The sequence below is a fragment of the Streptomyces sp. NPDC088732 genome, from assembly GCF_044751205.1.
Classification (GTDB): Bacteria; Actinomycetota; Actinomycetes; order Streptomycetales; family Streptomycetaceae; genus Actinacidiphila.
The window spans coordinates 241,809-264,885 of record NZ_JBIVLI010000006.1 but is presented as its reverse complement, the minus strand read 5'-3'; the positions used below and the strand labels follow the sequence as shown (position 1 = coordinate 264,885).

Here is a 23,077-nt window from a genome sequence, read left to right as displayed (position 1 = left end):
CGGGGCGCCGACGGGATTTCTTCCGCTTGCGACGAGAACGAGCCTATAGCACGCACATTCGATTTACGGCCGCAGTGCGGCACCTTCACCCGATCGAGTGTCCTCCGCTAGCGTCTTCGGCACGATGTGGATCACCCGCACCCGTCCTGCACCTCTGTGCGACAAGGAGGCCCCGTGTCTGTCCAACGACCCGACCCCGAGCACGATGCGGCCGAGCTGCGCCAAGCCACCGAACGGCTGATCGACGCCGTCTCCGTGCTCGCGCCCACGAGCGTCGCCGAGCCGTCCCGCCTCCCCGGCTGGACCCGCGGCCACGTCCTGACCCACCTGGCCCGCAACGCCGACTCGCTGGTCAACCTGCTCATCTGGGCCCGCACCGGCCAGGAGGTCCCCCAGTACGCCAGCGGGGAGAGCCGCGACCGCGACATCGAGACCGGCGCCGGCCGCCCGCTCGCCGAGCAGCTGGACGACCTGCGCGGGTCCGCCGCCCGGCTCGCGACCGCGATCGAGGAGATCCCGCCGCAGTGCTGGGCGTCCCAGGTGGTCATGCGCTCCGGCCACGTCATCGCCGCCGCCGAGATCCCCTACGCGCGCCTGATGGAGATCTACTTCCACCACGTCGACCTCGGCATCGGCTACACCTGCGAGCACCTCCCCGTGCCCTTCTCGGTCCGCGAGCTGGCCGCCGTCATCGACGACCTGTCCGGCCACGAGGGCGTCGCCGCCGTGCGCCTGCACGACACCGACAGCGGCGAGAAGTGGGTGATCGGCGCCGCTCCGGAGCCCGAACTGACGGTCAGCGGGGCCCGGCACGCCCTGCTGGGCTGGATCACCGGCCGCTCCGACGGCAAGGACCTCGACGTTCAGCCGGACGTGCCCCTGCCCGTGCTGCCGCCACTAGGCTGAGGCCATGACGTACAGCGGCGAGGTCAGGGTGGGCGGCGCGCCCGACGTGCACGAACTCAAGGACCTCATCATCACCAAGGTCGCGGTCGGCCCGATGGACAACAACGCGTACGTGCTGCGCTGCCGCGCCACGGACGAGCAGTTGCTCATCGACGCGGCCGCCGACGCGCACACGCTGATCGAGGTGGCCGGCGACGACGGGCTCGCGTCCGTCGTCACCACGCACCGGCACGGCGACCACTGGCAGGCCCTGCAGGCCGTCGTGGACGCGACCGGCGCCCGTACCTACGCGGGCCGGCACGACGCGGAGGGCATCCCGGTCCGCACCGACGTCCCCGTCGAGGACGGCGACACGATCAGCGTCGGCCGGGTCACGCTCACCGCCCGCCACCTGGTGGGCCACACCCCCGGCAGCATCGTCCTGATCTACGACGACCCGCACGGCCACCCGCACGTCTTCACCGGCGACTGCCTGTTCCCGGGCGGCGTCGGCAACACCCACCGCAACCCCGACCACTTCACGAGCCTCTTCGAGGGCGTCAAGGCCAAGCTCTTCGACACCCTCCCCGACGAGACCTGGGTCTACCCCGGGCACGGCCGGGACACCACGCTCGGCGACGAGCGGCCGCACCTCGCCGAATGGCGCGAACGCGGCTGGTGAACGCGGTTCGCGGGGGTGGTGCCACCGCATCGGCGGCGCCACCCCCGCACACCCCGGTCGTTGGACCGGCGTGCGCACTACTGCCTCCGGCACCCCTGTTCCCATGACCCGGATCGCGGCGGCCTCGGCGGCCGGGACCGCGATCGAGTTCTACGACTTCTTCGCCTACGGCACGGCGGCCGCCCTCGTCCTGGGCCCGCTGTTCTTCCCCGCCTTCTCCCCCGTCGCCGGGACGCTCGCCGCGTTCGGCACCTTCGCCGTGGGCTTCGTCGCCCGGCCGCTGGGCTCGGTGCTCTTCGGCCACATCGGCGACCGCCTCGGGCGGCGTCCGGTGCTGATGGGCTCCCTGCTGCTGACCGGGGCCTCGACGACCGCCGTGGGCCTGGTGCCCTCCTATGACGCGATCGGGGCGGCCGCGCCGGTGATCCTGGTGGCGCTGCGCTTCCTGCAGGGGCTCGGGCTGGGCGGCGAGTGGGGCGGGGCGGTGCTGCTGGCCGCGGAGCACGCCCCCGAACGGCGGCGCGGGCTGTGGGCGAGCCTGCCGCAGACCGGTCCCGCGGTGGGCTTCGTGCTGGCGAACGGGATCGTGCTGGCGCTGTCGGCCGGGCTGAGCGACACCGCGTTCCGCTCCTGGGGGTGGCGCGTGCCGTTCTGGGCGGCGGGGGCGCTGGCACTGGCCGGGCTGGCGCTGCGTGCCGCGCTGCCCGAGACCCCGCAGTTCGAGCGGGCCGCCGAGCAGGGCGAGCTGTCCCGGGTGCCGCTGGTGGAACTGCTGCGGGGCCACTGGCGGCTGCTGCTGCTCACGGCCGGCGCGATGGCCTGCGGCTACGCCGTCTTCTACACCGTGACGACCTGGTCGCTGGCGTACGCCACCGAACGGCTCGGCATGGACCGCACCGTGGTGCTCGGCTGCGTCCTGGCGGCCGTCGTGGTCAAGGGCGCGGCAACGCCCTGGGCGGGGCTGCTCGGCGACCGCCTCGGGCGGCGTCCCCTGGCGCTCGCCGGGACGGCCGCGATGGGGGTGGTGATCTTCCCGTACGCCTGGCTGCTGGGCACCGGCTCGCCTGCGGCTCTCGTCCTGGGCTCCGCCGCGCAGCTGCTGGCGTTCATCGCGGTCTTCGCGGTGCTGGGGGCGTATCTGCCCGAGCTGTACCCGACCCAGGTGCGCTGCACCGGCGCCTCGCTCGGCTACAACCTCGGCGGGATCCTGGGCGGCGCCCTCACCCCCATCGCCGCGACCCGGCTGGCGGGCGACGGGGGTGGCGCGCCCTGGGCGGTGGCGGTCTACGTCGCGGCGGTCGCACTGCTCAGCACGGCCTGCTTCGCGGCGCTGCCGGACCCGCGCCGTACGGCCGCGACGACGCGGGTGGACCAGCAGGCCGCGGAGACGGCGGCGGGGTCCGCGGCCGCCGGCCGCGGACCCCGCACGGGCTGAACCGACGGGTCAGGCGTCGACGTGCCGTTCCTCGTCGCTGCGGACGCTCTCCTGCGACTCGGCCTGCTTCCGCGACGCCCTCAGGCTCGTCACGGTGGTGACGGCGAGGACGAGCACGATGAAGCCGAGGGAGAACGGGATGCTGATCTCGGGCACGTGCACACCGGACTCGTGCAGCGCGTGCAGCACCAGCTTGACGCCGATGAAGCCGAGGATGACCGACAGGCCGTAGGACAGGTGCACCAGCTTCCTCAGCAGGCCGCCGATGAGGAAGTACAGCTGCCGAAGGCCCATCAGCGCGAACGCGTTCGCGGTGAAGACGATGTACGGGTCCTGGGTGAGGCCGAAGATCGCGGGGATGGAGTCCAGCGCGAACAGGACGTCGGTGGTACCGATCGCCAGCATGACCACGAGCATCGGGGTCATGATCCGCTTGCCGTTCTTCTGGATGAACAGCTTGGTGCCGTGGTAGCGGTCGGCGACACCGAAGCGGCGCTCGGCGGCCTTGAGCAGCCGGTTCTCCTCGAACTCCTCGTCCTCTTCCCCGGCGCGGGCCTCCTGGATCAGCTTCCAGGCGGTCCAGATCAGGAAGGCGCCGAAGAGGTAGAAGATCCAGGCGAAGTTGGCGATGATCGCCGCGCCGGCGGCGATGAAGCCCGCGCGCAGCACCAGCGCGATCAGCACGCCGATGAGCAGGACGCGCTGCTGGTACTGGGTGGGCACCGAGAACTTCGCCATGATCAGGACGAAGACGAAGAGGTTGTCGACGCTCAGCGACTTCTCGGTGATGAAACCGGCGAAGAACTCGCCCGCGGGCTGCCCCCCGGCGAAGAGCAGGAGGCCGAGGCCGAAGAGCGCGGCCAGGGTGATCCAGACGACGGTCCAGATCCCCGCCTCCTTGATCGACACGTCATGGGGCTTGCGCCCGATGAAGAAGTCGATGGCGATGAGGGCGCTGAGACCGGCGATGGTCAGCACCCAGAGGGTCAAGGACACATCCATGCGATGCCTCCGGCAGATGGGCTGGCAATTGTCAGCGTGATCGCTGCCGGAGGTCTCTTCCACCCGGGCACCTCGCGCTCGGGCCGGTGCCCCGGGGCTGTTCTTTCCCGTGCTGACGGGTGCACCGCGTCAGGAGTACTCCCCTCCGCGTAAAGAACAGTACATGAAATCCCAAGGAAAGGTAAAGACGGTAAAGTGATGGTCAATCAGGTGGGTGCGATGGGGCCCTGCCGCTGACCGGCAGGCCGCTCAGCGGCGGCCCCGGTCGTAGGTCCGCCGGGCCGCCGCGACCTGGCGCAGGACCCTCGGCACCACCTGGCTGCCGGGCGGGGCCAGCGGGGGTTCGTACGTCCAGGCGTGGCCGACCCAGGGGTCGGCCAGGTGGTCGTCGGGCACCGCGGTCAGCCGCAGCAGGGAGCGCCACAGGGGATCCAGGACGGGGCCGTACTCCCGGGCGTCCTCACGATCGGCGACCAGCAGGAGGTGGACGCCGACGCGGGGCCCCTCGTCGGCCAGGTAGCGCAGCTGGGTGAGGGTCCGGTCGTCGAAGCCGTACGGGAAGTCGTTGACGACCAGCAGCTGCCGGGCCGGGTCGAGGCCGGCCGGCAGGCGCACCGGGCCGCCCGCGTCCAGTGCCATCTGCACCAGGTCGACGCGCTGCGTCAGCCGGGCGAGCAGCGCCGCCACCCCGGCGGCTCCCGTGGCGGGCGGTTCGCGCAGCGCGCCGGACTCGGTGAAGGGAGCCAGCGCCCGGGCGGCCGATCCGGCCGGGTCCACCACATGGACGGCGAACTCACCCACCGGATGGGAGGCGAGCAGGCGCGCGGCAAGGGCGACGGCCACGTCCACGGCCGTACGGCGCTCCTGCGCGCTGTCGACCCACAGACCCCGCTCCAGGGGGAGCCGCACCAGCATGGGGATGCGCAGCTCGGGCCGCTCGGGCAGATGCAGGTCGCCGAGCCGGACCGCGATGGGGGGCTCGGTGGGCGTCGTCCAGCCGTGCCACACCGGGCTCTCCCAGCCCGCGAAGGACGGCGGGAGCGCGGGCTCGACCACGTCGCGTTCCGCGGCCAGCTGGGCCAGGTCGCCGTCCAGGACCGCGCGGGCCCGGTCGACCAGTTCGGCCTGGCGGGCGCGGGCCTGGTCGCGGGCGGCCTCGGCGGCGGGGCCGACGCGGGTGCGCGGATCGGCGAGGACGGCGTCGAGCTCCTGGTCGAGCCGGGTCTCGGCGAAGTCGACGGCGCTGCGGTAGGCGGCGATCGCGCGGGCCAGGTCCTCGAACATGCCCCAGACCTGGTTGTACAGGCGCTCCTCCATCGTCCAGCCGGCGGCGTCGCCCGCGACGGGTGCGGGGGGCGTCGTGGCGGCGGAAGGAGGCGGCGGCGGCGTCGGGTTCGCCGCGGCGGGGCCGTCCGGCCGGGGCCGGTCCCTGGGCGGGACGCGGTCCTGGGGCCGCGGCGGGACGGACGCGGCGGCAGGCACGTCGGCCGGCGCGGCCAGGGCGGCGGTCAGACGGTCCGCGTCGGCCGCGGTGAGCCCCTGGTCGCGGAGGAGTTCGGGGAGCCCGCCCGCGTAGCCCTGGCCGAGAGCGCGCACTTTCCAGGTGCCCTGGCGGCGGTACAGCTCCAGGGCGACGATGGCGGACTCGCTGCCCAGCCCGGTGACGGTGAAGCTCGCGATCTCGGCGCCGCCGGGGACGACGAGGGCGAGGTGGGGCGCGGCGCAGGCCCCGAACCGGGTCGGCGCGCCCGGCAAGGCGGGCAGCGCGAGCAGGATGTGCACCCGCTCCACGGCGGCCGGGACCGCGTCCAGGTCGGCGGTGAGCCGGTGCTCGGCGCCCGGGCCGGGGGGTATCGCGATGCCCGGCAGGGCGCCGGAGCCGGGCAGGGCGACGCTTTCGGGCCCGCTCACCCGGCCCTGCCCGTCGCCCAGGGTGGCGCCGGGCACCACCGCCGTGCCCGCCGACACCCGGATCTCGACCCGGGTGCCGGGGAGCGGATGGTTCTGTCCGTGGACCAGTTCGGCGGTCATGCCCGCGCCCCCCTTGTGCCTGCTGTGCTCCGCCCGGCTAGAGCGCCGGGAGGATCGCCGGGATGAGGTCCTGGAAGGTGCGGCCGTTGGCCGGGGTGCCGATGGCGGTCATCGACCAGGCCGCGCCGCTGCGCTGCACCTTCGCCATGATCTGCGCGGTGTAGGCGCCGCCCCCGGTGAGGGTGTAGCGGGCCAGCTCCTGCCCGTTGGTCTCGTCGACCAGCCGGCAGAAAGCGTTCTGCACCTCCTGGAAGGTCTGCCCGGTGAAGGAGTTGACCGTGAAGACGATCTGGTCGACGTGCACGGGCACCCGCGCCAGGTCGACCAGGATGGACTCGTCGTCGCCTCCCTGGCCGGCGCCGCCGACCAGGTTGTCGCCGGTGTGCCGGACCGAGCCGTCGTCGCTGACGAGGTGCCGGAAGAACACCACGTCCACGGGCTGCTTGTCGGCGAAGAGCACGGCGGAGGCGTCGAGGTCGATCTCCCGGGTGCGGGAGCCGAACAGGCCGCGGCGCGGGGCCGCCTGCCAGCCGAGCCCCATGCGCACCGACGTGAGGGTCCCCCCGTCCGTCTTCTGCAGGCTGATCTTCTGACCCTTGGTCATGTTGACCGTCACGCGCAGTCCCCTCTCACCCAGTGTGCCGACGTGCGGTTGCTCCGCACCCTATGGGTAGACGCGCGCCCGGCGCACCGCGGTTCGGCAACCGCGGTGCGCGAGGGGGAAAAGGCGTCAGGCCACACCGGCCTCCCGCATCTGCCGCAGCTCCTTCTTCAACTCGCCCACCTCGTCGCGCAGTCGGGCCGCGACCTCGAACTGCAGGTCCGCGGCGGCCGTGTGCATCTGGTCGGTCAGCTCGCCGATGAGCTCCGCCAGTTCGGCGGCCGGCAGGCTCTTGTCGGCGCGCTTGCCGCCGGCCTTGCCGGACAGCCCCGGAACGGGCGCCTTGCCGCGCGAGCGCTGGCGGCCGGAGCCCAGCAGCTCCTCGGTGTCGGCGTCCTCGCGGGCGAAGGAGTCCATGATGCCGGCGATCTTCTTGCGCAGCGGCTGCGGGTCGATGCCCCGCTCCTCGTTGTACGCGATCTGCTTGGCCCGGCGCCGGTTGGTCTCGTCGATGGCCTTCTCCATGGCCGGGGTGATCTTGTCGGCGTACATGTGCACCTGGCCGGAGACATTGCGGGCCGCGCGGCCGATGGTCTGGATCAGCGAGGTGCCCGACCGCAGGAAGCCCTCCTTGTCCGCGTCGAGGATCGCCACCAGCGAGACCTCGGGCAGGTCCAGGCCCTCGCGGAGCAGGTTGATGCCGACCAGGACGTCGTACTCGCCCGCGCGCAGCTCGCGCAGGAGCTCCACGCGGCGCAGGGTGTCGATGTCGCTGTGCAGATACCGCACCTGGATGCCGAGTTCCAGCATGTAGTCGGTGAGGTCCTCGGACATCTTCTTGGTGAGGGTGGTGACCAGGACGCGCTCGTCACGCTCGGCGCGCACCCGGATCTCGTGCACCAGGTCGTCGATCTGCCCCTTGGTGGGCTTGACGATCACCTCGGGGTCGACCAGACCCGTCGGGCGGATGATCTGCTCGACGGTTCCGTCGCCGCGGGACAGCTCGTACGGGCCGGGGGTGGCCGACAGGTAGACGGTCTGGCCGACGCGCCCCAGGAACTCCTCCCACTTCAGCGGGCGGTTGTCGAGCGCGGAGGGCAGCCGGAAGCCGTGGTCGACCAGGGTGCGCTTGCGGGAGGCGTCGCCCTCGTACATGGCGCCGATCTGCGGCACGGTGACGTGCGACTCGTCGATGACGAGCAGGAAGTCCTCGGGGAAGTAGTCGATGAGGGTGTCGGGCGCCGAGCCCGTCTCGCGGCCGTCGATGTGCCGCGAGTAGTTCTCGATGCCGGAGCAGGTGCCGATCTGCCGCATCATCTCGATGTCGTACGTGGTGCGCATCCGCAGCCGCTGGGCCTCCAGCAGCTTGCCCTGCTTCTCCATGACCGCCAGCTGCTCGCCGAGTTCCTTCTCGATGCCGGCGATCGCGCGCTCCATGCGCTCGGGGCCGGCGACGTAGTGGGTGGCGGGGAAGACGTACATCTGCTCGTCCTCGGTGATGATCTCGCCGGTGAGCGGGTGCAGCGTGTACAGGGCCTCGATCTCGTCGCCGAACATCTCGATGCGGACGGCGAGCTCCTCGTAGACCGGGAAGATCTCGATGGTGTCGCCGCGCACGCGGAAGGTGCCTCGGGTGAACGCCACGTCGTTGCGCGCGTACTGGATGTCGACGAACTTGCGCAGCAGCGCGTCGCGGTCGATCTCCTGGCCGACCCGGAGGCGGACCATGCGGTCGATGTACTCCTGGGGCGTGCCGAGGCCGTAGATGCAGGACACGGAGGCGACCACGATCACGTCCCTGCGGGTCAGCAGGGAGTTGGTGGCCGAGTGGCGCAGCCGCTCGACCTCCTCGTTGATGGAGGAGTCCTTCTCGATGTACGTGTCCGTCTGCGGGACGTACGCCTCGGGCTGGTAGTAGTCGTAGTACGACACGAAGTACTCGACCGCATTGTTCGGCAGCAGTTCGCGGAATTCGTTGGCGAGCTGCGCGGCGAGGGTCTTGTTGGGCGCCATGACCAGGGTCGGACGCTGCAGCCGCTCGATCATCCAGGCGGTGGTGGCCGACTTTCCGGTACCGGTGGCGCCGAGCAGGACGACGTCGTTCTCGCCGGCGCGGATGCGCCGCTCGAGGTCGTCGATGGCCGTCGGCTGGTCGCCGCTGGGCTGGAAGGGGCTGACGACCTCGAAGGGCGCCACACTGCGTTCGATGTCTGATACGGGCCGCATGGGTCCACGGTACGACCCCCCACTGACAACCGGGTCCGCGCCGGTCGCGGAGCGGGCCGTGGCACGCCTCCGGCGCGGGGGACCACCGCGCCGGACATTCCACCGACAATTTCCGCCGATCGATTATCAGAATCACTCACGGGTGATCAGAGAAAGGGAAATGCGGGGATTTCGCACATGCCGACGAAAAGCCCCGACGGAATGAACCGGCGCCGATAGCCTCTCCGGCATGAAGCGCCGTACGACCGTTCTGATCGCCGGCCTCGCGGCGGCCTGCGCGGCCGCGGGGACCGCCCACCTCCTCAGGGGTACGGCGCCCGGCGGGGCCGGCGGCTCGACGGCACCGCTCAAGGCGGCGCACGTGACGTTCCTGCCGTACGTGGACGCGTCGCAGACCTCGGTCTACAACATGGCGGCCGCCGTCCGGCACAGCGGCGTGGACGGATTCACGCTCGGCTTCGTCACCGCGCGCGGCGGATGCGCGCCCGCCTGGGACGGCCGCGACGGGATCGACCACGGCCCCCTGGCCGCCCGCCTTGCCGCCCTGCGCGCCGCGGGCGGCACCCTGCGGGTGTCCTTCGGCGGTGCGGACGGCACGGAACTGGCGAGCGCCTGCGGCAGCACCGGCGAACTGGCCGCCGCCTACGCCTCGGTGATCGACCGGTACGACCTGACCCGGGTGGACTTCGACATCGAGGGCGCCGCCCTGGCCGACACCTCCGCCACCACGCGCCGGGCGCGCGCCGTCGCCCGGTTGCAGCGGCGGGCCAAGGCCGCCGGCCGCCCCCTCACGGTCTCGTTCACGCTGCCCGCCATGCCCTCGGGCCTCGCGGACGGAGCCGACGCGGTGGTGGCCGCCGCCGCGCGCGAGGGTGTGGACGTCGGCGCCGTCAACATCATGGCGATGGACTACGGGCCCGCGTACACCGGCGACATGGGCGCCTACGCGATCCGCGCCGCCACCGCCGCCCAGGCGCGCGTCAAGTCGCTGCTGGGCCTGTCGGACGCCGACGCCTGGCGGACGCTGGAGGTGACCCCGATGATCGGCGTCAATGACATCGAGGGCGAGGTCTTCACCCTCCAGGACGCCGCCCAACTGTCCGCGTTCGCACGGAGGAAGGGACTGGGCGGGCTGTCGATGTGGTCCGCCGACCGCGACCGCGGGTGCGCGGCCGCGGCGGGCGGCACCATGGAGGCCGTCTCCGACCGCTGCAGTGGCGTCGGGCAGCGCTCAATGGCGTTCACCCGGGCGCTCGCGCACCCGGGAGGCACGGGCGGCGCGTGAGGCGGGGGCCGGGCGGCCGGGCTGCGCGACCGTGGGCCGGCCGGGGACGTAGGGATCGGGGGTGGGCGGGTCCAGCGCCACGACCACACCCGCCAGGAGGAGGAACACCACCGGCCCGATCAGCACCGGGGCGAGCGCGGCGGGACCCGCCCCGCCCGCCTCCCGGGGGCCGTTCAGCAGGTGCACGGTCACCGACGCCATGCCGATGTAGTGCATGCAGGTCATGGCGAGGCCCAGGATCAGGCTCGCGACGAGCCCCCCGTACAGGCCGCGGATCGTCACCGCGCACCACAGGGCGACCGTCGCGGCGACCACCGCGACGCCGACGGCCAGGGCCACCGTCGGCGTCGAGTACTCCAGTGCGGCGTGGAGCCGCAGGCCCCGCATGCCCAGGTAGTGCATGCCGGCGATTCCGAGGCCCATGACGACGCCGCCTGCCAGGAGCGCCGGTACCGAGCGGCCCAGGTAGCCGACGGCGAAGACCCCGACGCCGACGACGAGCACGGCGACCAGCAGGCTCGCGAGCGTCGTCACCAGGTCGTAGGAGATGGGCACCCCGCCGATGGTGAAGCCCATCATCGCGATGAAGTGCATGGTCCAGATGCCCGAGCCGATGGCCGCCGCGCCGAGCGCGAGCCAGCCGGCCCGCCGCGAGGGGTGCATCGCCAGGGCGCGCGTGATGCAGCGCAGCCCGAGACCCGCGCCCAGGCAGGCCATCAGGTAGCCCGCCAGCGGAGTCGCCCACCCGTAGGTGAACCCGTCGACCGTTCCGTACGTGCCGCCCACGGCACCCTCCCCCTTGCCGGCCGGCCCCCGTCTTCGGTCCGCGCGGCACTCACGGTAGGTCACGGACGGTGTCCGCGCGGCCACGTCGCGCGGACTTCATCGCGCGGAAACCCGCCGGTCACCCCACCCGCCTCAGATCGCCCCCGGAAGCGCCGTGATCCGCTCCAGCGGCCCGTACGGACCGCCCTCCAGCGCGGCCCGCAGGGCGGCGACCACCTCTCCCGGGGCGCGCGCGAGAGCGGCCGGGGCCACCCGCAGCACCCGCAGGCCCAGCGCCTCCCACCGGGCGCGCCCGCCGCCGGGACCGAGGTCGAGCACGAGCCCGTCGCGTGCCCAATAGGCGTCCGGGGAGCCGAGGAAGGCCCCGTCCAGGTGGAGCGTGGGGCGCCACAGCGGCTGCCGCAGGCCGGACCTGGCCACCAGGGCGCGCGCCAGCGGACCCACGGCGGGGGCGGGCGCGCGGGTCTCCGCCGCGAGGGACTCCAGGAGCGCGGCCACGGCCGGACGGCGGCCCAGCACCGCCGCACCCAGTTCGGCCGCGACTATGCCGGCCGGGACGCCCATCACCACGACCAGTTCCTGCACGACGTCGCGGGCCCACTCGGGGTCGATGGACTCCCGCAGGCCGTCGGCGGCTGCCCGCACCACCGGGGCCAGGGGCACGCCGTCCACCAGATCGGGCGCCGGCAGCGCCCGGGCGTGATGGACCCGCACCCAGGTGTGGGTGCGGATGCGCCGGTCGCTGGGCACGAGGACGTCGACCACCGGCAGCCCCGGCGGGAACGCCGCGGCGGCGACACCGTGCAGCCGCAGCGCCGCCGCCCCGGTGATCATGGCCCGGGTCAGCGGGTGCCCCGCGAACGCCAGGGCCGCCCGGCACCGCTGGGCGGAGCTGAGCGGACCGGAGTGCAGCACCGCGACCCGGGGCAGCGGCCGCTGCCACCTGCCGCCGGGGCGGCAGCGCTCACGCACCAGGCGCTGCGGCACGCCGGCTTCCGCGAGTTGGGCGACGGTGGCCACCCGGTCCTGCTCGCGGGCGAGTTTGCGGAGGGCCGCGGAGTAGTCGTTTCGCGTCATGCGAGCCCCATCCCCCACCGTGGCCACTCGACTACCTGCTGTAACACACCTGTCGAGAACCGCCACCCTCGCGAGTGGCCGCGCGGCGCGGAGTTGCCGGCTCCGGTGCGCCGGCAACGGGGCGCCGGCAACGGTCCGCGGCCCGTTGTCGGTGCCCCCGCCTAGGCTGGTGGACGTGACGAATCCCGAGACCCCGACCCGCACGGTGGCCTGGACGGTGGCGGACACCGCCGTCGGGCCGCTGCTGCTGGCCGCCACCGAGAAGGGCCTGGTCCACGTCGTCTTCCGGGCGGACGAGGCGACCACGGCCGCCGCTCTGGAACGGCTCGCGTCCCGGCTCGGCGCCACGCCCGAGCACCTGCCCGGCGGGCCGGCGGGCGACCGGCTGCGCGAGGCCGTGGAGCAGGTCGAGGCCTACTTCGGGGGCACCCTGCGGGCGTTCACCCTCGAACTGGACTGGTCGCTGAGCGCCGGCTTCCACCGCACCGTGCTGCGCGAACTGGCGGGGGGCGTGCCGTTCGGCAGCGTCGTCGGCTACCAGGACCTGGCCACCCGGGTCGGGGAGCCCGGCGCGGCCCGTGCGGTCGGAGTGGCCATGGGCTCCAACCCACTGCCGGTCGTCGTGCCCTGCCATCGCGTGCTGGAGAGCGACGGCGGGATCGGGGGCTTCGGCGGCGGCCTGCGGATGCTGGACATCAAGCGTTCGCTGCTGGCGAGGGAGGGCGTCCTGCCCGAGCCGCTGTTCTGACGGACGCGCGACGGGCAGGGCCGGTACGGCAGGAGGGGCACGACAGCATGGACACGCACGAGGGGGACGAGGAGGCTTCCTTCGGCGTCGAGGAGGGGGCGCCCGGTTCGCCGGTGCTGCTGCATGTGCCGCACGGCGCACGCGCGGTGCCCGCGCCGGTCCGCGAGCGCATCCTGCTCGACGACGCCCAACTGGCGGCGGAACTCGACCGCATGACGGACTCCCACACCGCCCTTCTGGCCGGGCGGGCCGCCGCCGGGACCGGTGCCTGGCGCTTCGTCAACCACCTGTCCCGGCTGGTCGTCGATCCCGAGCGGTTCCCGGACGAACGCGAGGAGATGCGCGCCGTCGGCATGGGCGCCGTCTACACCCGCACCTCCCGACTGGCGCCGCTGCGCGAGGACGACGCCGCGCACGAACAGGCGCTGCTGGACACCTGGTTCCACCCCTACGCCGCGGCGATGACCGCCGCCGTGCAGGACCGGCTGGAGGCCGCGGGCCGGGCCGTCGTCATCGACGTGCACTCCTACCCGAGCGCACCACTGCCCTACGAGCTGCACGGCGACGGCCCCCGGCCCGCGGTGTGCCTGGGCACCGACGCCTTCCACACCCCGGCGTGGCTGACGGCCGCGGCGCGCGCGGCCTTCTCCGGCTGCGGTGAGGTGGGGCTGGACTCGCCGTTCTCCGGCACCTATGTGCCGTTGAAGCACTACCGGGCAACGCCCGGGGTCTCCGCGCTGATGGTCGAGATCCGGCGGGACGTCTACATGGACGAGCCCGGGGGCGCCCCCCACGCCGGACTCGACCGGGTCGCCGGGGCCCTGGCCGCACTGATCTCCGCTATCGAGGCGGACGCCACCGGCTGACCTCGCCTCCGGTGGCCGTGCCGGAACCCCGGACGCCCGGACCCCCGGAACCCCGGAAACCGAGCCCGGCGGCGGTCCCCCGCTCCGCTCAGGCGGAGTCGGGGAACCGGGCTGCCTGCAGATAGTCCGGCTTGGGGTCGAGGGCCGCGGCGAGCCGGAAATGCCGTCGTGCCTCCCCGTCGCGGCCCGCCCGCTCCAGGGTGCGACCGAGCGCGAAGTGCGCGAACGCGTTGTCCGGCTCGCGCTCCAGGACCACCTGGAACTCCAGCTCGGCCGGCCGCAGCTGCGCGGCCAGGAAGAACGCCCGCGCCCGCAGCAGACGGGCGGCGGTGTTCTCCGGGTGCACGGCGATGACCGAGTCCAGCAGCTTGACCGCCCCGCGCGCGTCCCGCGCCTCCAGGAGCTTCTCCGCCGCGCGGAAGTCGATCACGTGGTTCTCGGGGCTCTGCTCGGGCACAGCCGCCTCCTTCCCCGGGCATTCAATGGCTCACAACTACCCAACATCACCACTCGCATATGCATTCCCCCCAGGATCCGGCACGACCGCGCGCGGGTGGGCTCACGCCTCCTCCGCGAGCGGGTGTCCCTTCTCCAGCGCCGCGGGCTCCACCGGTTGCTGCGGCACCTCCAGCGCCGCCGGGGCGACCCCGCCGGCCTCGCCGGCCGGTGCGGCGGGCGTGTCCGGTGCCGCGGGCACGGCAGTCTCCTGCGGCCGCTGCTGGTCGGCACCCGACGCGCGCTCGAAGAACCGCAGCATCTCCACCGGGAAGGGCATGACCAGCGTGGAGTTCTTCTCCGCCGCCACCTCCACGACGGTCTGCAGCAGCCGCAGCTGCATCGCGGCGGGCGTCCGGTCCATCGCCTGCGCCGCCTGGGCGAGCTTCTCCGAGGCCTGGAGTTCACCGTCGGCGGTGATGATGCGGGCCCGCCGCTCCCGGTCGGCCTCGGCCTGCCGGGCCATGGACCGCTTCATCGACTCGGGCAGGGCCACGTCCTTGATCTCCACCCGGTCGATGTGGATGCCCCATTCGACGGCGGGGGTGGCCAGCAGCAGTTCCAGGCCCTCGTGGATCGCCTCGCGGCCCGACAGCAGGTCGTCCAGCTCGCTCTTGCCGATCACCGATCGCAGCGAGGTCTGCGCGACCTGCAACATGGCGAACTGGTAGTTCTGCACGTGCACCGTCGCCTTGACCGGGTCCACGACCCGGAAGTAGAGCACCGCGTCCACCCGCACCGACACGTTGTCCCGGGTGATGCCCTCCTGCGAGGGCACCGGCATGGTGACCACCTGCATGTTGACCTTGGTCATCCGGTCGACGAGCGGCACGAGCATGCGCGGCCCCGGCTGCTTGGGCTTCTCCCGAACCCGCCCGAGGCGGTAGACCACACCCCGCTCGTACTGCTTGATCACGCGGAACCCGCTCTTGAGCCCCACCAGGACCAGCACCACGGCAATCACCGTGAGCACGGCCGAAACGCCTTCCATCCCCGTCCCCTTCCGTCCATGAGTGCAGCGAAGCTACTGCTCCTCGGACGCCGCCGGAGGGGGTGCCGGATCAGCTTTTGACGATGTTTTGAGGTTGGTGACGCAACTGCGCCCACAGCCGCCGGACCTGAGGCTCCAGCGCCTCCAGCGGGCCGTCGTTGTCGATCACCACATCGGCGATCGCCAGACGCTCCTCACGGTCCGCCTGGGCCGCCATCCGCGCCCGCGCCTCGTCCTCGGTCATCCCGCGCAGCCGCACCAGCCGGTCCACCTGCGTGCCGGGGGCCGCGTCCACGACCACGACCACGTCGTACAGCGGGGCCAGCTTGTTCTCCGCCAGCAGGGGCACGTCGTTGACCACGACGTCCTCGGGCCCGGCACTCGCCTCCAGCGCGGCCGACCGCTCCCGGACCAGGGGATGCACGATCGCGTTGAGCGCCCGCAGCCGCTCGGGGTCGGAGAAGACGACGGCACCGAGGCCGGGACGGTCCAGGCTGCCGTCCTCGGTCAGCACACCCTCGCCGAATTCGGCGACGACCGCCGCCAGACCGGGCGTTCCCGGCTCCACGACCTCGCGCGCGATGCGATCGGCGTCGATCAGCACCGCCCCGTACGAGGACAGCAGCCGCGACACCTCGCTCTTGCCCGCCCCGATCCCGCCCGTCAGCCCCACAGTGACCATGGCGCGAGACTACCGCCGCCCCCCGCCGCGCACGAGCCGGGTCCGGGCAGCGCCCGGGCCGCCGACCAGCGGTCAGGCGCCGTCGTCCTCGCGGTCGGCCAGGAAGCGCTCGAACTCCGCCGCCAGATCGTCCGCCGACGGCAGGTCCACCGGCTCGGCGATCAGGTTGTCCCGCGTCTGGCCGCCGGCCAGCGCGTCGTACTGGTTCTCCAGCCCGCGCACGACCGACACCAACTCCGCGTCGCCCTCCTCGACCTGGCGGTCGATCTCCGCCCGGACGGTGTGCGACTCGGTCCGCAGGGCGTGCGCCACCTGCGGCAGCACCAGCCCCGTCGCCGCCGTCAGCGTCTCGACCACCGCCAGCGCCGAGTCCGGGTACCCGGAACGCGCCAGGTAGTGCGGCACATGCGCGGCGATGCCCAGCACGTCACGGCCGGACTCCGCGAGCCGCAGCTCGATCAGCGACTCCGCGCTGCCCGGCACCTGCGCCTCGTCGAACCAGCTGCGGTGACCCGGCATCAGGTCCAGCCGGTTGCCGTGCGGCGTCAGCCCCACCGGCCGGGTGTGCGGGACACCCATCGGGATGCCGTGGAAGTTGAACGCCAGCCGCACCCCCAGCCGCTCCACGATCTGCACGACCGCAGCCGCGAACCGCTCCCACTCCACGTCCGGCTCCTGGCCCGACAGCAGCAGGAAAGGGGCACCGGTGCTGTCGCGCACCAGCCGCAGCGCGATCTCCGGGGTGTCGTAGGCCGTCCAGTGATCGCGCTTGAAGGTCATCAGCGGACGCCGCGCCCGGTAGTCCACCAGCCGGTCGGCGTCGAAACGCGCCACCACCCGGTGCTCCTGGCGCTCCAGCAGCTCCTCGACGACCTGCGCACCGGTCTCCCCGGCGTCGATGTACCCGTCGAAGTGGTACAGCAGCACGGGCCCGGTCTCGCCGAACGCCTCGTCGACGGCCTCTGCCCCGCCCGGCTCGTATGCGTACAGCCCCTGGGGATCCAGCACCGTGCACCCTTCTTTCGTTCTGATCAACTTCTGGTCCAACGAAGGGCGAACCCCCCGCATTCCCACGGCCGCGCCCCGGAACGCGGAACGGCCCGCTCCCCCAGAGGGGAGCGGGCCGTTCCGATGTACCCGGGGCCGGAGCCCCTGCGATCAGCTCTGGCCGCCGGCCAGCTTCTCGCGGAGCGCGGCAAGCGCCTCGTCCGACGCGAGCGCGCCCGAGGTGTCACCGGACTCCGAGGAGTACGAGCCACCGGCGGGGCCGGCCGCCGGAGCGGCCTGGCCGGCCTCGGCCGCAGCCTCGGCGTCGGCCTCGCGGGACTTGATGACCTGCGCCTGGTGCTGCTCGAAGCGGGACTGCGCCTCGGCGTACTGGTGCTCCCACGCCTCGCGCTGGGTCTCGTAGCCCTCGAGCCAGTCGTTGGCCTCGGGGTCGAAGCCCTCGGGGTAGATGTAGTTGCCCTGGTCGTCGTAGGACGCGGCCATGCCGTACAGGGTCGGGTCGAACTCGACCGAGGCCGGGTCGGCACCGAAGGACTCGTTGGCCTGCTTCAGCGAGAGGCTGATGCGACGGCGCTCGAGGTCGATGTCGATGACCTTGACGAAGATCTCGTCGTTGACCTGGACGACCTGCTCCGGGATCTCCACGTGGCGCTCGGCCAGCTCGGAGATGTGGACCAGACCCTCGATGCCCTCGTCCACGCGGACGAACGCACCGAACGGCACCAGCTTGGTGACCTTGCCGGGGACGACCTGGCCGATCTGGTGCGTACGGGCGAACTGCTGCCACGGGTCTTCCTGGGTCGCCTTCAGCGACAGGGAGACACGCTCGCGGTCCATGTCGACGTCCAGGACCTCGACCGTGACCTCCTGGCCGACCTCGACGACCTCGGAGGGGTGGTCGATGTGCTTCCAGGACAGCTCGGAGACGTGCACGAGGCCGTCCACGCCACCCAGGTCCACGAAGGCACCGAAGTTGACGATGGAGGAGACGACGCCGGAGCGCACCTGGCCCTTCTGCAGGGTGGTGAGGAAGGTCTGGCGGACCTCGCTCTGGGTCTGCTCCAGCCAGGCACGGCGGGACAGGACCACGTTGTTGCGGTTCTTGTCCAGCTCGATGATCTTGGCCTCGAGCTCCTTGCCGACGTACGGCTGGAGGTCGCGGACACGGCGCATCTCGACCAGCGACGCGGGGAGGAAGCCCCGGAGGCCGATGTCGAGGATGAGACCACCCTTGACGACCTCGATGACGGTACCGGTGACGATGCCGTCCTCTTCCTTGATCTTCTCGATCGTGCCCCAGGCGCGCTCGTACTGGGCGCGCTTCTTGGACAGGATCAGACGACCCTCCTTGTCCTCCTTCTGGAGGACCAGGGCCTCGATCTCGTCGCCCACGGCGACGACCTCGTTGGGGTCGACGTCGTGCTTGATCGAAAGCTCACGCGAGGGGATGACGCCCTCGGTCTTGTAACCGATGTCGAGCAGGACCTCGTCCCGGTCGACCTTCACGATGACGCCGTCGACGATGTCGCCGTCGTTGAAGTACTTGATCGTCTCGTCGATCGCGGCGAGGAAGGCTTCCTCGGAACCGATGTCGTTGACCGCCACCTGCGGGGTGGTACGAGGGGCCTCGGTGCTGCTCGTCATTAGGAAAAGGGCTCCGGTACGGACATGAAGTCGTAGGTACTGCTACGCCGTAAGCCCGTTTCGCTCCTGCCGATTCCGGACAGCCCACAAGGCCGAGAGGTTTACAACAGATGTGAGCGCAGCCTGCTCCGTCCGAGGCGCGCAGGCTCGCAGCGCAACTTGTAGCATACGGGGGCAGCCGGGCACGGTCAATGCGCGAAGAGCACACCACGGGCGGAACACCCCGTACCGGGCACTGACGCAAGCACGTGCTGCGGCACCACCACAGCCACAGGTCACCACAGAGGGTACGACGACCACAGCGATGATCCAAGCACCGCCCCCCCAGCCCTTGCCCGAAGAAGCCGAGGCCACCCGCCGTACCGCGGGCACCACGGAGAGCAGCCGCGCCAACCGCGGCTGGTGGGACCGCAACGCCGACGAGTACCAGACCGACCACGGCGAGTTCCTCGGCGACGCCGAATTCGTCTGGGGCCCCGAGGGGCTGAACGAGGAGGACGCCCGGATTCTCGGGCCCGCCGAACGACTCGCCGGCACCGCCGTCCTCGAGATCGGCGCCGGCGCCGCCCAGTGCTCCCGCTGGCTCGCCGCCCAGGGCGCCCGCCCCGTCGCCCTCGACCTCTCCCACCGCCAGCTCCAGCACGCCCGCCGCATCGACCAGCACGCCACGGGAAGCCCGGGAAGCACAGCCCCCCGGTTCCCCCTCGTCCAGGCCGACGCCGGCGCCCTGCCCTTCGCCGACGCCTCCTTCGACCTCGCCTGCTCCGCGTACGGCGCGCTCCCCTTCATCGCCGACAGCGCCCACGTCATGCGCGAGGTACGGCGCGTCCTGCGCCCCGGCGGCCGGTGGATCTTCTCCGTGACCCACCCCGTCCGCTGGGCCTTCCCCGACGAACCCGGCCCCGAGGGCCTCACCGCCACCGCCTCCTACTTCGACCGCACCCCCTACGTCGAACAGGACGACCACGGACACGCCGTCTACGTCGAGCACCACCGCACCCTCGGCGACCGCGTCCGCGAACTGACCGCCGCCGGCTTCGTCCTCACCGACCTCGTCGAACCCGAGTGGCCCGCCTGGAACACCGAGGAATGGGGCGGCTGGTCACCCCTGCGCGGCCGGCTCATCCCCGGCACGGCGATCTTCGTGTGCACCACCGCATGACCCCCGCGCCCCCCGGCCCCCGCCGGGACGCCCTCGCCGCCCTCCCCGTACGCGCCGCCCTGCCCGCGCTGCGCGACGCACTCGGCACCCACGGCTGCGCCGTTCTCGCCGCACCCCCCGGCACCGGCAAGACCACCCTCGTACCGCTCGCCCTCGCCGGCCTCACCGGCCTCACCGGCCTCACCGGTGACGGACCCCCGCGCCACGTCACCGTCGCCGAACCCCGCCGCATGGCCGCCAAGGCCGCCGCCCGCCGCATGGCCTGGCTGCTCGGCGAGGAAGCCGGGCAGCACGTCGGATTCACCGTCCGCGGCGAACGCAAGGTCTCCCCCGCCACCCGCGTGGAAGTCGTCACCACCGGCGTCCTGCTGCAACGCCTCCAACGCGACCAGGAACTGCCCGGCACCCACACCGTCCTGCTCGACGAATGCCACGAACGGCACCTCGACGCCGACACCGCCATGGCCTTCCTGCTCGACGTCCGCGCCACCCTCCGCCCCGACCTGCAGCTCGTCGCCGCCTCCGCCACCACCGACGCCGACGCCTGGTCCCGGCTCCTCCACGACGCCCCCGTCGTCCGCGCCGAGGCCCGCACCCACCCCGTCGGCGTCACCCACGCACCGCCCCCGCGCGGCACCCGCCCCCCGCACGGCATGCGCGTCGACCCCGCCCTCCTCGACCACATCGCCGCCACCGTGCGAACCGCCCTGCGCGACCACCACGGCGACATCCTGTGCTTCCTGCCCGGCACCGGCGAGATCGCCCGCGTCGCCGCACTCCTCGGCGACCTCCCCGGCCACGGCACCGACGTGCTCCAGCTCCACGGCCAAGCCCCCGCCGCCGTACAGGAGGACGTCCTCCACGGCGGCGACGGCACCCGCCGGCGCGTCGTCCTCAGCACCTCCGTCGCCGAATCCAGCCTCACCGTCCCCGGCGTCCGCGTCGTCGTCGACTCGGGACTCGCCCGCGAACCCCGCACCGACCACGCCCGCGGCCTCGGCTCCCTCACCACCGTCCGCGCCTCCCACGCCACCGCCGCCCAGCGCCTCGGCCGCGCCGGCCGCGAAGCACCCGGCCACGCCTACCGCTGCTGGAACCCGGCCGACGACACCGGCCGCCCCCGCTACCCCTCCCCCGAGATCGCCATCGCCGACCTCACCCCGTTCGCCCTCCAGGCCGCCGTCTGGGGCGCCCCCGACGCCACCGGGCTCGCCCTCCTCGACCCGCCCCCCGCAGGCGCCCTGACAGCCGCACGCGACGTCCTCGCCGCCATCGGCGCCACCCGCCCCGACGGCCTGCCCACCGACCACGGCGCCCGCATGGCCCGCGTCGGCCTCCACCCCCGCCTCGCCCGCGCCCTCCTCGACGGCGCCCCCCGCACCGGCACCCGGCGCGCCGCCGACATCGTCGCCCTCATCGCCGAAGAACCCCCGCGCGACTACGGCGACGACCTCACCACCGCCTGGCGCACCGCACGCCGCGCCCACGACGCCTACACCGCGCGCTGGCGCGCCGAAACCCGCCGCCTCGCCGCCGCCGCACCCGACCACCCCCAAACCGCCCTCACCGACGACACCGCCGCCGGCCTCGTCACCGCCCTCGCCTTCCCCGAACGCGTCGCCCGCCGCCGCGCCGCCGGCAGCTACCTCATGGCCTCCGGCACCGCCGCCGAGCTCGCCGCCGGCACCCGCCTCGGCACCCCCGGCTGGCTCGCCGTCGCCGTCGCCGACCGCCCCGCCGGCGCCCCCACAGCGCGCGTCCGCCTCGCCACCGCCATCGACGAGGACACCGCCCGCACCGCCGCCGCCCCCCTGCTCACCGCCCGGGACGACGTCTCCTGGACCGACGGCGACATCGCCGCCCAGCACACCGTCCGCCTCGGCGCCATCGAACTCGGCACCCGGCCGCTGACCGCCCCCGACCCCGCGCTCCTGCACGCCGCCCTCCTCGACGGCCTGCGCCGCGAAGGCCCCGGCCTGCTCACCTGGTCACGCGACGCCACCGCCCTCCGGCAGCGCCTCGCCTTCCTCCACCGCGAACTCGGCGACCCCTGGCCCGACGTCTCCGACGCCGCCCTCCTGGACCGGGCCGAGGAATGGCTCGCCCCCGAACTCGCGCGCGCCCGCCGCCGCGCCGACCTCGCCCGCACCGACGCCGGCGCCGCCCTGTCCCGTCTGCTGCCCTGGGCGGGCGGGGAGGCGGCCCGGCTCGGCGAACTCGCCCCGGAGCGCGTCGAGATCCCCTCCGGGTCGCGCGTACGCGTCTCCTACGACGGCGACCGGCCCGTCCTCGCCGCCAAGCTCCAGGAACTCTTCGGCTGGACCGCCACCCCGCGCATCGCCGACGGCCGCGTGCCCCTGGTCGTGCACCTGCTGTCCCCCGCGGGCCGCCCCGCCGCCGTCACCTCCGACCTCGCCTCCTTCTGGCGCGATGGCTACCGCGCGGTCCGCGCGGAACTGCGCGGGCGCTACCCGAAGCACCCCTGGCCGGAGGACCCGGCGACGGCCATGGCCACGCGGCACACGAAGGCGCGGCTCAATACTTCGGACCGATGAAGCGGTCCATGAGCGCGACGGACTCCTTGCGGGCGACGGAGATGTTGCAGGCGTTCGCCTGCCTCCAGGCGACACCCAGCGCGTCGAGGGTGTCGGTGCACAGACGCCGGATGTCGGCGGAGACGTTGGTGAAGAAGTAGCGCGGGTACGCGTAGCGCTTGGGTTGGCCGGCCACCGTGCGCGTGGTGCGGTTGACGACCCGGCTGCCGTCGGAATGGATGAGCCCGCGGACGAAGTCCCAGGGGTGCTCGTCGACGACCTCCTGCTGCCACGGTTCCAGCGCGATGGGCCGTTCGTGCTTCCTGCCCGGGCCGTGCTGCGGGAAGAGGCAGGACCAGTGGCTGCTGTAGGACGTCACCATGGTGCAGCCCGGAGTGCGGACGCGGCAGACGGAGTTGCCGGGGCGCACGGCCCGGACCGCTTCCTCGCAGGCGTCGATCAGTCCGGGCCAGGCGTCACCGCAGGCGATGCGCAGGGCGTACCCGCCCCGGGGCTGGCGGCTGATGCAGCCGTCGCCGAGGTAGAGGCCGAGCAGGTACGCGTAGGCCGGGCCCGAGGCGCGGCCGGTGCAGCCCGGACCAGGCCGCAGGGGGTTCGATGCGGACGCACCAGTCGCGGATGGCGGAGCGGGACATGCCGGTCATCCGGCTCACGGCATTGAGGCTGTGCCCCTGGGAGACGAGCGCGACGGCTCGGCGGCGTGCTGCGAGGTCGTACACGCGTCCGACGATGCGCCGGAAGGCGCTCGCCGGGGCCTCATTCGAAGCCTTGTTCACCCCAACCAGTGAAGATCGCCAATGGTTGGCGAACCTTGGAATTGAAGGCAGAGTGCCCCGGGTCGGATTCGAACCGACACTGTATGGGTTTTGAATCCATCGCCTGCTGCCAGTTGGGCTACCGGGGCCTTTCGAAACGA

Annotated in this window: 19 protein-coding genes, 1 tRNA gene and 1 pseudogene; 8 read left to right on the top strand and 13 right to left on the bottom strand. The window is 72.9% G+C overall.

Going from position 1 to position 23,077, the window contains the following annotated elements; genetic code table 11:
• The first annotated feature begins 174 nt into the window (after window positions 1-174).
• From ACIP9H_RS13450 to ACIP9H_RS13440, 3 genes are all read left to right on the top strand, one after another.
• Window positions 175-906, top strand: coding sequence for a maleylpyruvate isomerase family mycothiol-dependent enzyme (locus ACIP9H_RS13450; protein ID WP_401584438.1), 732 nt, complete (start codon window positions 175-177; stop codon window positions 904-906).
• A gap of 4 nt (window positions 907-910) precedes the next feature.
• A complete protein-coding gene (locus ACIP9H_RS13445; RefSeq protein WP_401584436.1) occupies window positions 911-1,567 on the top strand; it encodes an MBL fold metallo-hydrolase in 657 nt (218 codons plus the stop codon).
• A 103-nt stretch (window positions 1,568-1,670) separates the two neighbouring features.
• Entirely contained in the window at window positions 1,671-3,002 is a 1,332-nt protein-coding gene (locus ACIP9H_RS13440; RefSeq protein WP_401959118.1) for an MFS transporter, read from the top strand.
• Between the two features lie 9 nt (window positions 3,003-3,011).
• On the opposite strand, the gene ACIP9H_RS13435 is transcribed toward ACIP9H_RS13440, so the two are convergent.
• The 4 genes from ACIP9H_RS13435 to uvrB form a co-directional block, all read right to left on the bottom strand.
• Window positions 3,012-4,004, bottom strand: coding sequence for a TerC/Alx family metal homeostasis membrane protein (locus tag ACIP9H_RS13435; RefSeq protein WP_401584430.1), 993 nt, complete (start codon window positions 4,002-4,004; stop codon window positions 3,012-3,014).
• A 249-nt stretch (window positions 4,005-4,253) separates the two neighbouring features.
• On the bottom strand, window positions 4,254-6,035 hold the full coding sequence (locus ACIP9H_RS13430) for a TerD family protein (protein ID WP_401959117.1): 1,782 nt from the start codon (window positions 6,033-6,035) through the stop codon (window positions 4,254-4,256).
• 37 nt (window positions 6,036-6,072) lie between these two features.
• Window positions 6,073-6,651, bottom strand: coding sequence for a TerD family protein (locus ACIP9H_RS13425; RefSeq protein ID WP_401584424.1), 579 nt, complete (start codon window positions 6,649-6,651; stop codon window positions 6,073-6,075).
• A gap of 114 nt (window positions 6,652-6,765) precedes the next feature.
• On the bottom strand, window positions 6,766-8,862 hold the full coding sequence (uvrB, locus tag ACIP9H_RS13420; RefSeq protein ID WP_401584421.1) for an excinuclease ABC subunit UvrB: 2,097 nt from the start codon (window positions 8,860-8,862) through the stop codon (window positions 6,766-6,768).
• Window positions 8,863-9,091: 229 nt separating this feature from the next.
• Between uvrB and ACIP9H_RS13415 the strand changes: the two genes are divergently transcribed.
• Complete coding sequence (locus ACIP9H_RS13415) at window positions 9,092-10,147, top strand: chitinase (RefSeq protein ID WP_401584418.1); 1,056 nt, start codon at window positions 9,092-9,094, stop codon at window positions 10,145-10,147.
• On the opposite strand, the gene ACIP9H_RS13410 is transcribed toward ACIP9H_RS13415, so the two are convergent.
• Together ACIP9H_RS13410 and ACIP9H_RS13405 are read right to left on the bottom strand one after the other, a co-directional pair.
• Window positions 10,094-10,933, bottom strand: a complete 840-nt coding sequence (locus tag ACIP9H_RS13410; protein ID WP_401584415.1) for an MHYT domain-containing protein — start codon at window positions 10,931-10,933, stop codon at window positions 10,094-10,096. The genes ACIP9H_RS13415 and ACIP9H_RS13410 overlap by 54 nt on opposite strands.
• A gap of 132 nt (window positions 10,934-11,065) precedes the next feature.
• Complete coding sequence (locus ACIP9H_RS13405; protein WP_401584413.1) at window positions 11,066-12,010, bottom strand: hypothetical protein; 945 nt, start codon at window positions 12,008-12,010, stop codon at window positions 11,066-11,068.
• A gap of 175 nt (window positions 12,011-12,185) precedes the next feature.
• On the opposite strand from ACIP9H_RS13405, the gene ACIP9H_RS13400 reads away from it, so the two are divergent.
• Together ACIP9H_RS13400 and ACIP9H_RS13395 are read left to right on the top strand one after the other, a co-directional pair.
• The gene (locus tag ACIP9H_RS13400; RefSeq protein WP_401959114.1) at window positions 12,186-12,758 is read left to right on the top strand and encodes a methylated-DNA--[protein]-cysteine S-methyltransferase; all 573 of its coding nucleotides are present in this window, start codon (window positions 12,186-12,188) and stop codon (window positions 12,756-12,758) included.
• Window positions 12,759-12,805: 47 nt separating this feature from the next.
• Window positions 12,806-13,624, top strand: a complete 819-nt coding sequence (locus tag ACIP9H_RS13395) for an N-formylglutamate amidohydrolase (protein ID WP_401584408.1) — start codon at window positions 12,806-12,808, stop codon at window positions 13,622-13,624.
• A gap of 88 nt (window positions 13,625-13,712) precedes the next feature.
• Here the strand turns inward: ACIP9H_RS13395 and ACIP9H_RS13390 are convergent, their stop codons facing one another.
• From ACIP9H_RS13390 to rpsA, 5 genes are all read right to left on the bottom strand, one after another.
• Entirely contained in the window at window positions 13,713-14,081 is a 369-nt protein-coding gene (locus ACIP9H_RS13390; protein WP_319661161.1) for a tetratricopeptide repeat protein, read from the bottom strand.
• A gap of 102 nt (window positions 14,082-14,183) precedes the next feature.
• Window positions 14,184-15,110: a slipin family protein gene (locus ACIP9H_RS13385; protein ID WP_401584405.1), complete on the bottom strand. Its 927-nt coding sequence runs from the start codon at window positions 15,108-15,110 to the stop codon at window positions 14,184-14,186.
• Between the two features lie 70 nt (window positions 15,111-15,180).
• On the bottom strand, window positions 15,181-15,792 hold the full coding sequence (gene coaE, locus ACIP9H_RS13380; RefSeq protein ID WP_401584402.1) for a dephospho-CoA kinase: 612 nt from the start codon (window positions 15,790-15,792) through the stop codon (window positions 15,181-15,183).
• Window positions 15,793-15,864: 72 nt separating this feature from the next.
• Window positions 15,865-16,800, bottom strand: a complete 936-nt coding sequence (locus ACIP9H_RS13375) for a PAC2 family protein (protein WP_401584400.1) — start codon at window positions 16,798-16,800, stop codon at window positions 15,865-15,867.
• 150 nt (window positions 16,801-16,950) lie between these two features.
• Window positions 16,951-18,444, bottom strand: a complete 1,494-nt coding sequence (rpsA, locus tag ACIP9H_RS13370; protein ID WP_401584397.1) for a 30S ribosomal protein S1 — start codon at window positions 18,442-18,444, stop codon at window positions 16,951-16,953.
• 304 nt (window positions 18,445-18,748) lie between these two features.
• On the opposite strand from rpsA, the gene ACIP9H_RS13365 reads away from it, so the two are divergent.
• Window positions 18,749-19,606: a class I SAM-dependent methyltransferase gene (locus tag ACIP9H_RS13365; RefSeq protein ID WP_401584395.1), complete on the top strand. Its 858-nt coding sequence runs from the start codon at window positions 18,749-18,751 to the stop codon at window positions 19,604-19,606.
• Window positions 19,603-22,161 carry an ATP-dependent helicase HrpB gene (gene hrpB, locus ACIP9H_RS13360; RefSeq protein WP_401959110.1) on the top strand — a complete coding sequence of 853 codons (2,559 nt, stop codon included), beginning with the start codon at window positions 19,603-19,605 and terminating at the stop codon, window positions 22,159-22,161. The genes ACIP9H_RS13365 and hrpB overlap by 4 nt, the downstream gene beginning before the upstream one ends.
• Here hrpB and ACIP9H_RS13355 read toward each other — a convergent pair.
• Window positions 22,142-22,880: pseudogene (locus tag ACIP9H_RS13355) on the bottom strand (hypothetical protein). The gene hrpB and the pseudogene ACIP9H_RS13355 sit on opposite strands and share 20 nt — an antisense overlap.
• A 110-nt stretch (window positions 22,881-22,990) precedes the next feature.
• Window positions 22,991-23,065, bottom strand: a tRNA-Leu gene (locus ACIP9H_RS13350).
• Between the last annotated feature and the right edge of the window lie 12 nt (window positions 23,066-23,077).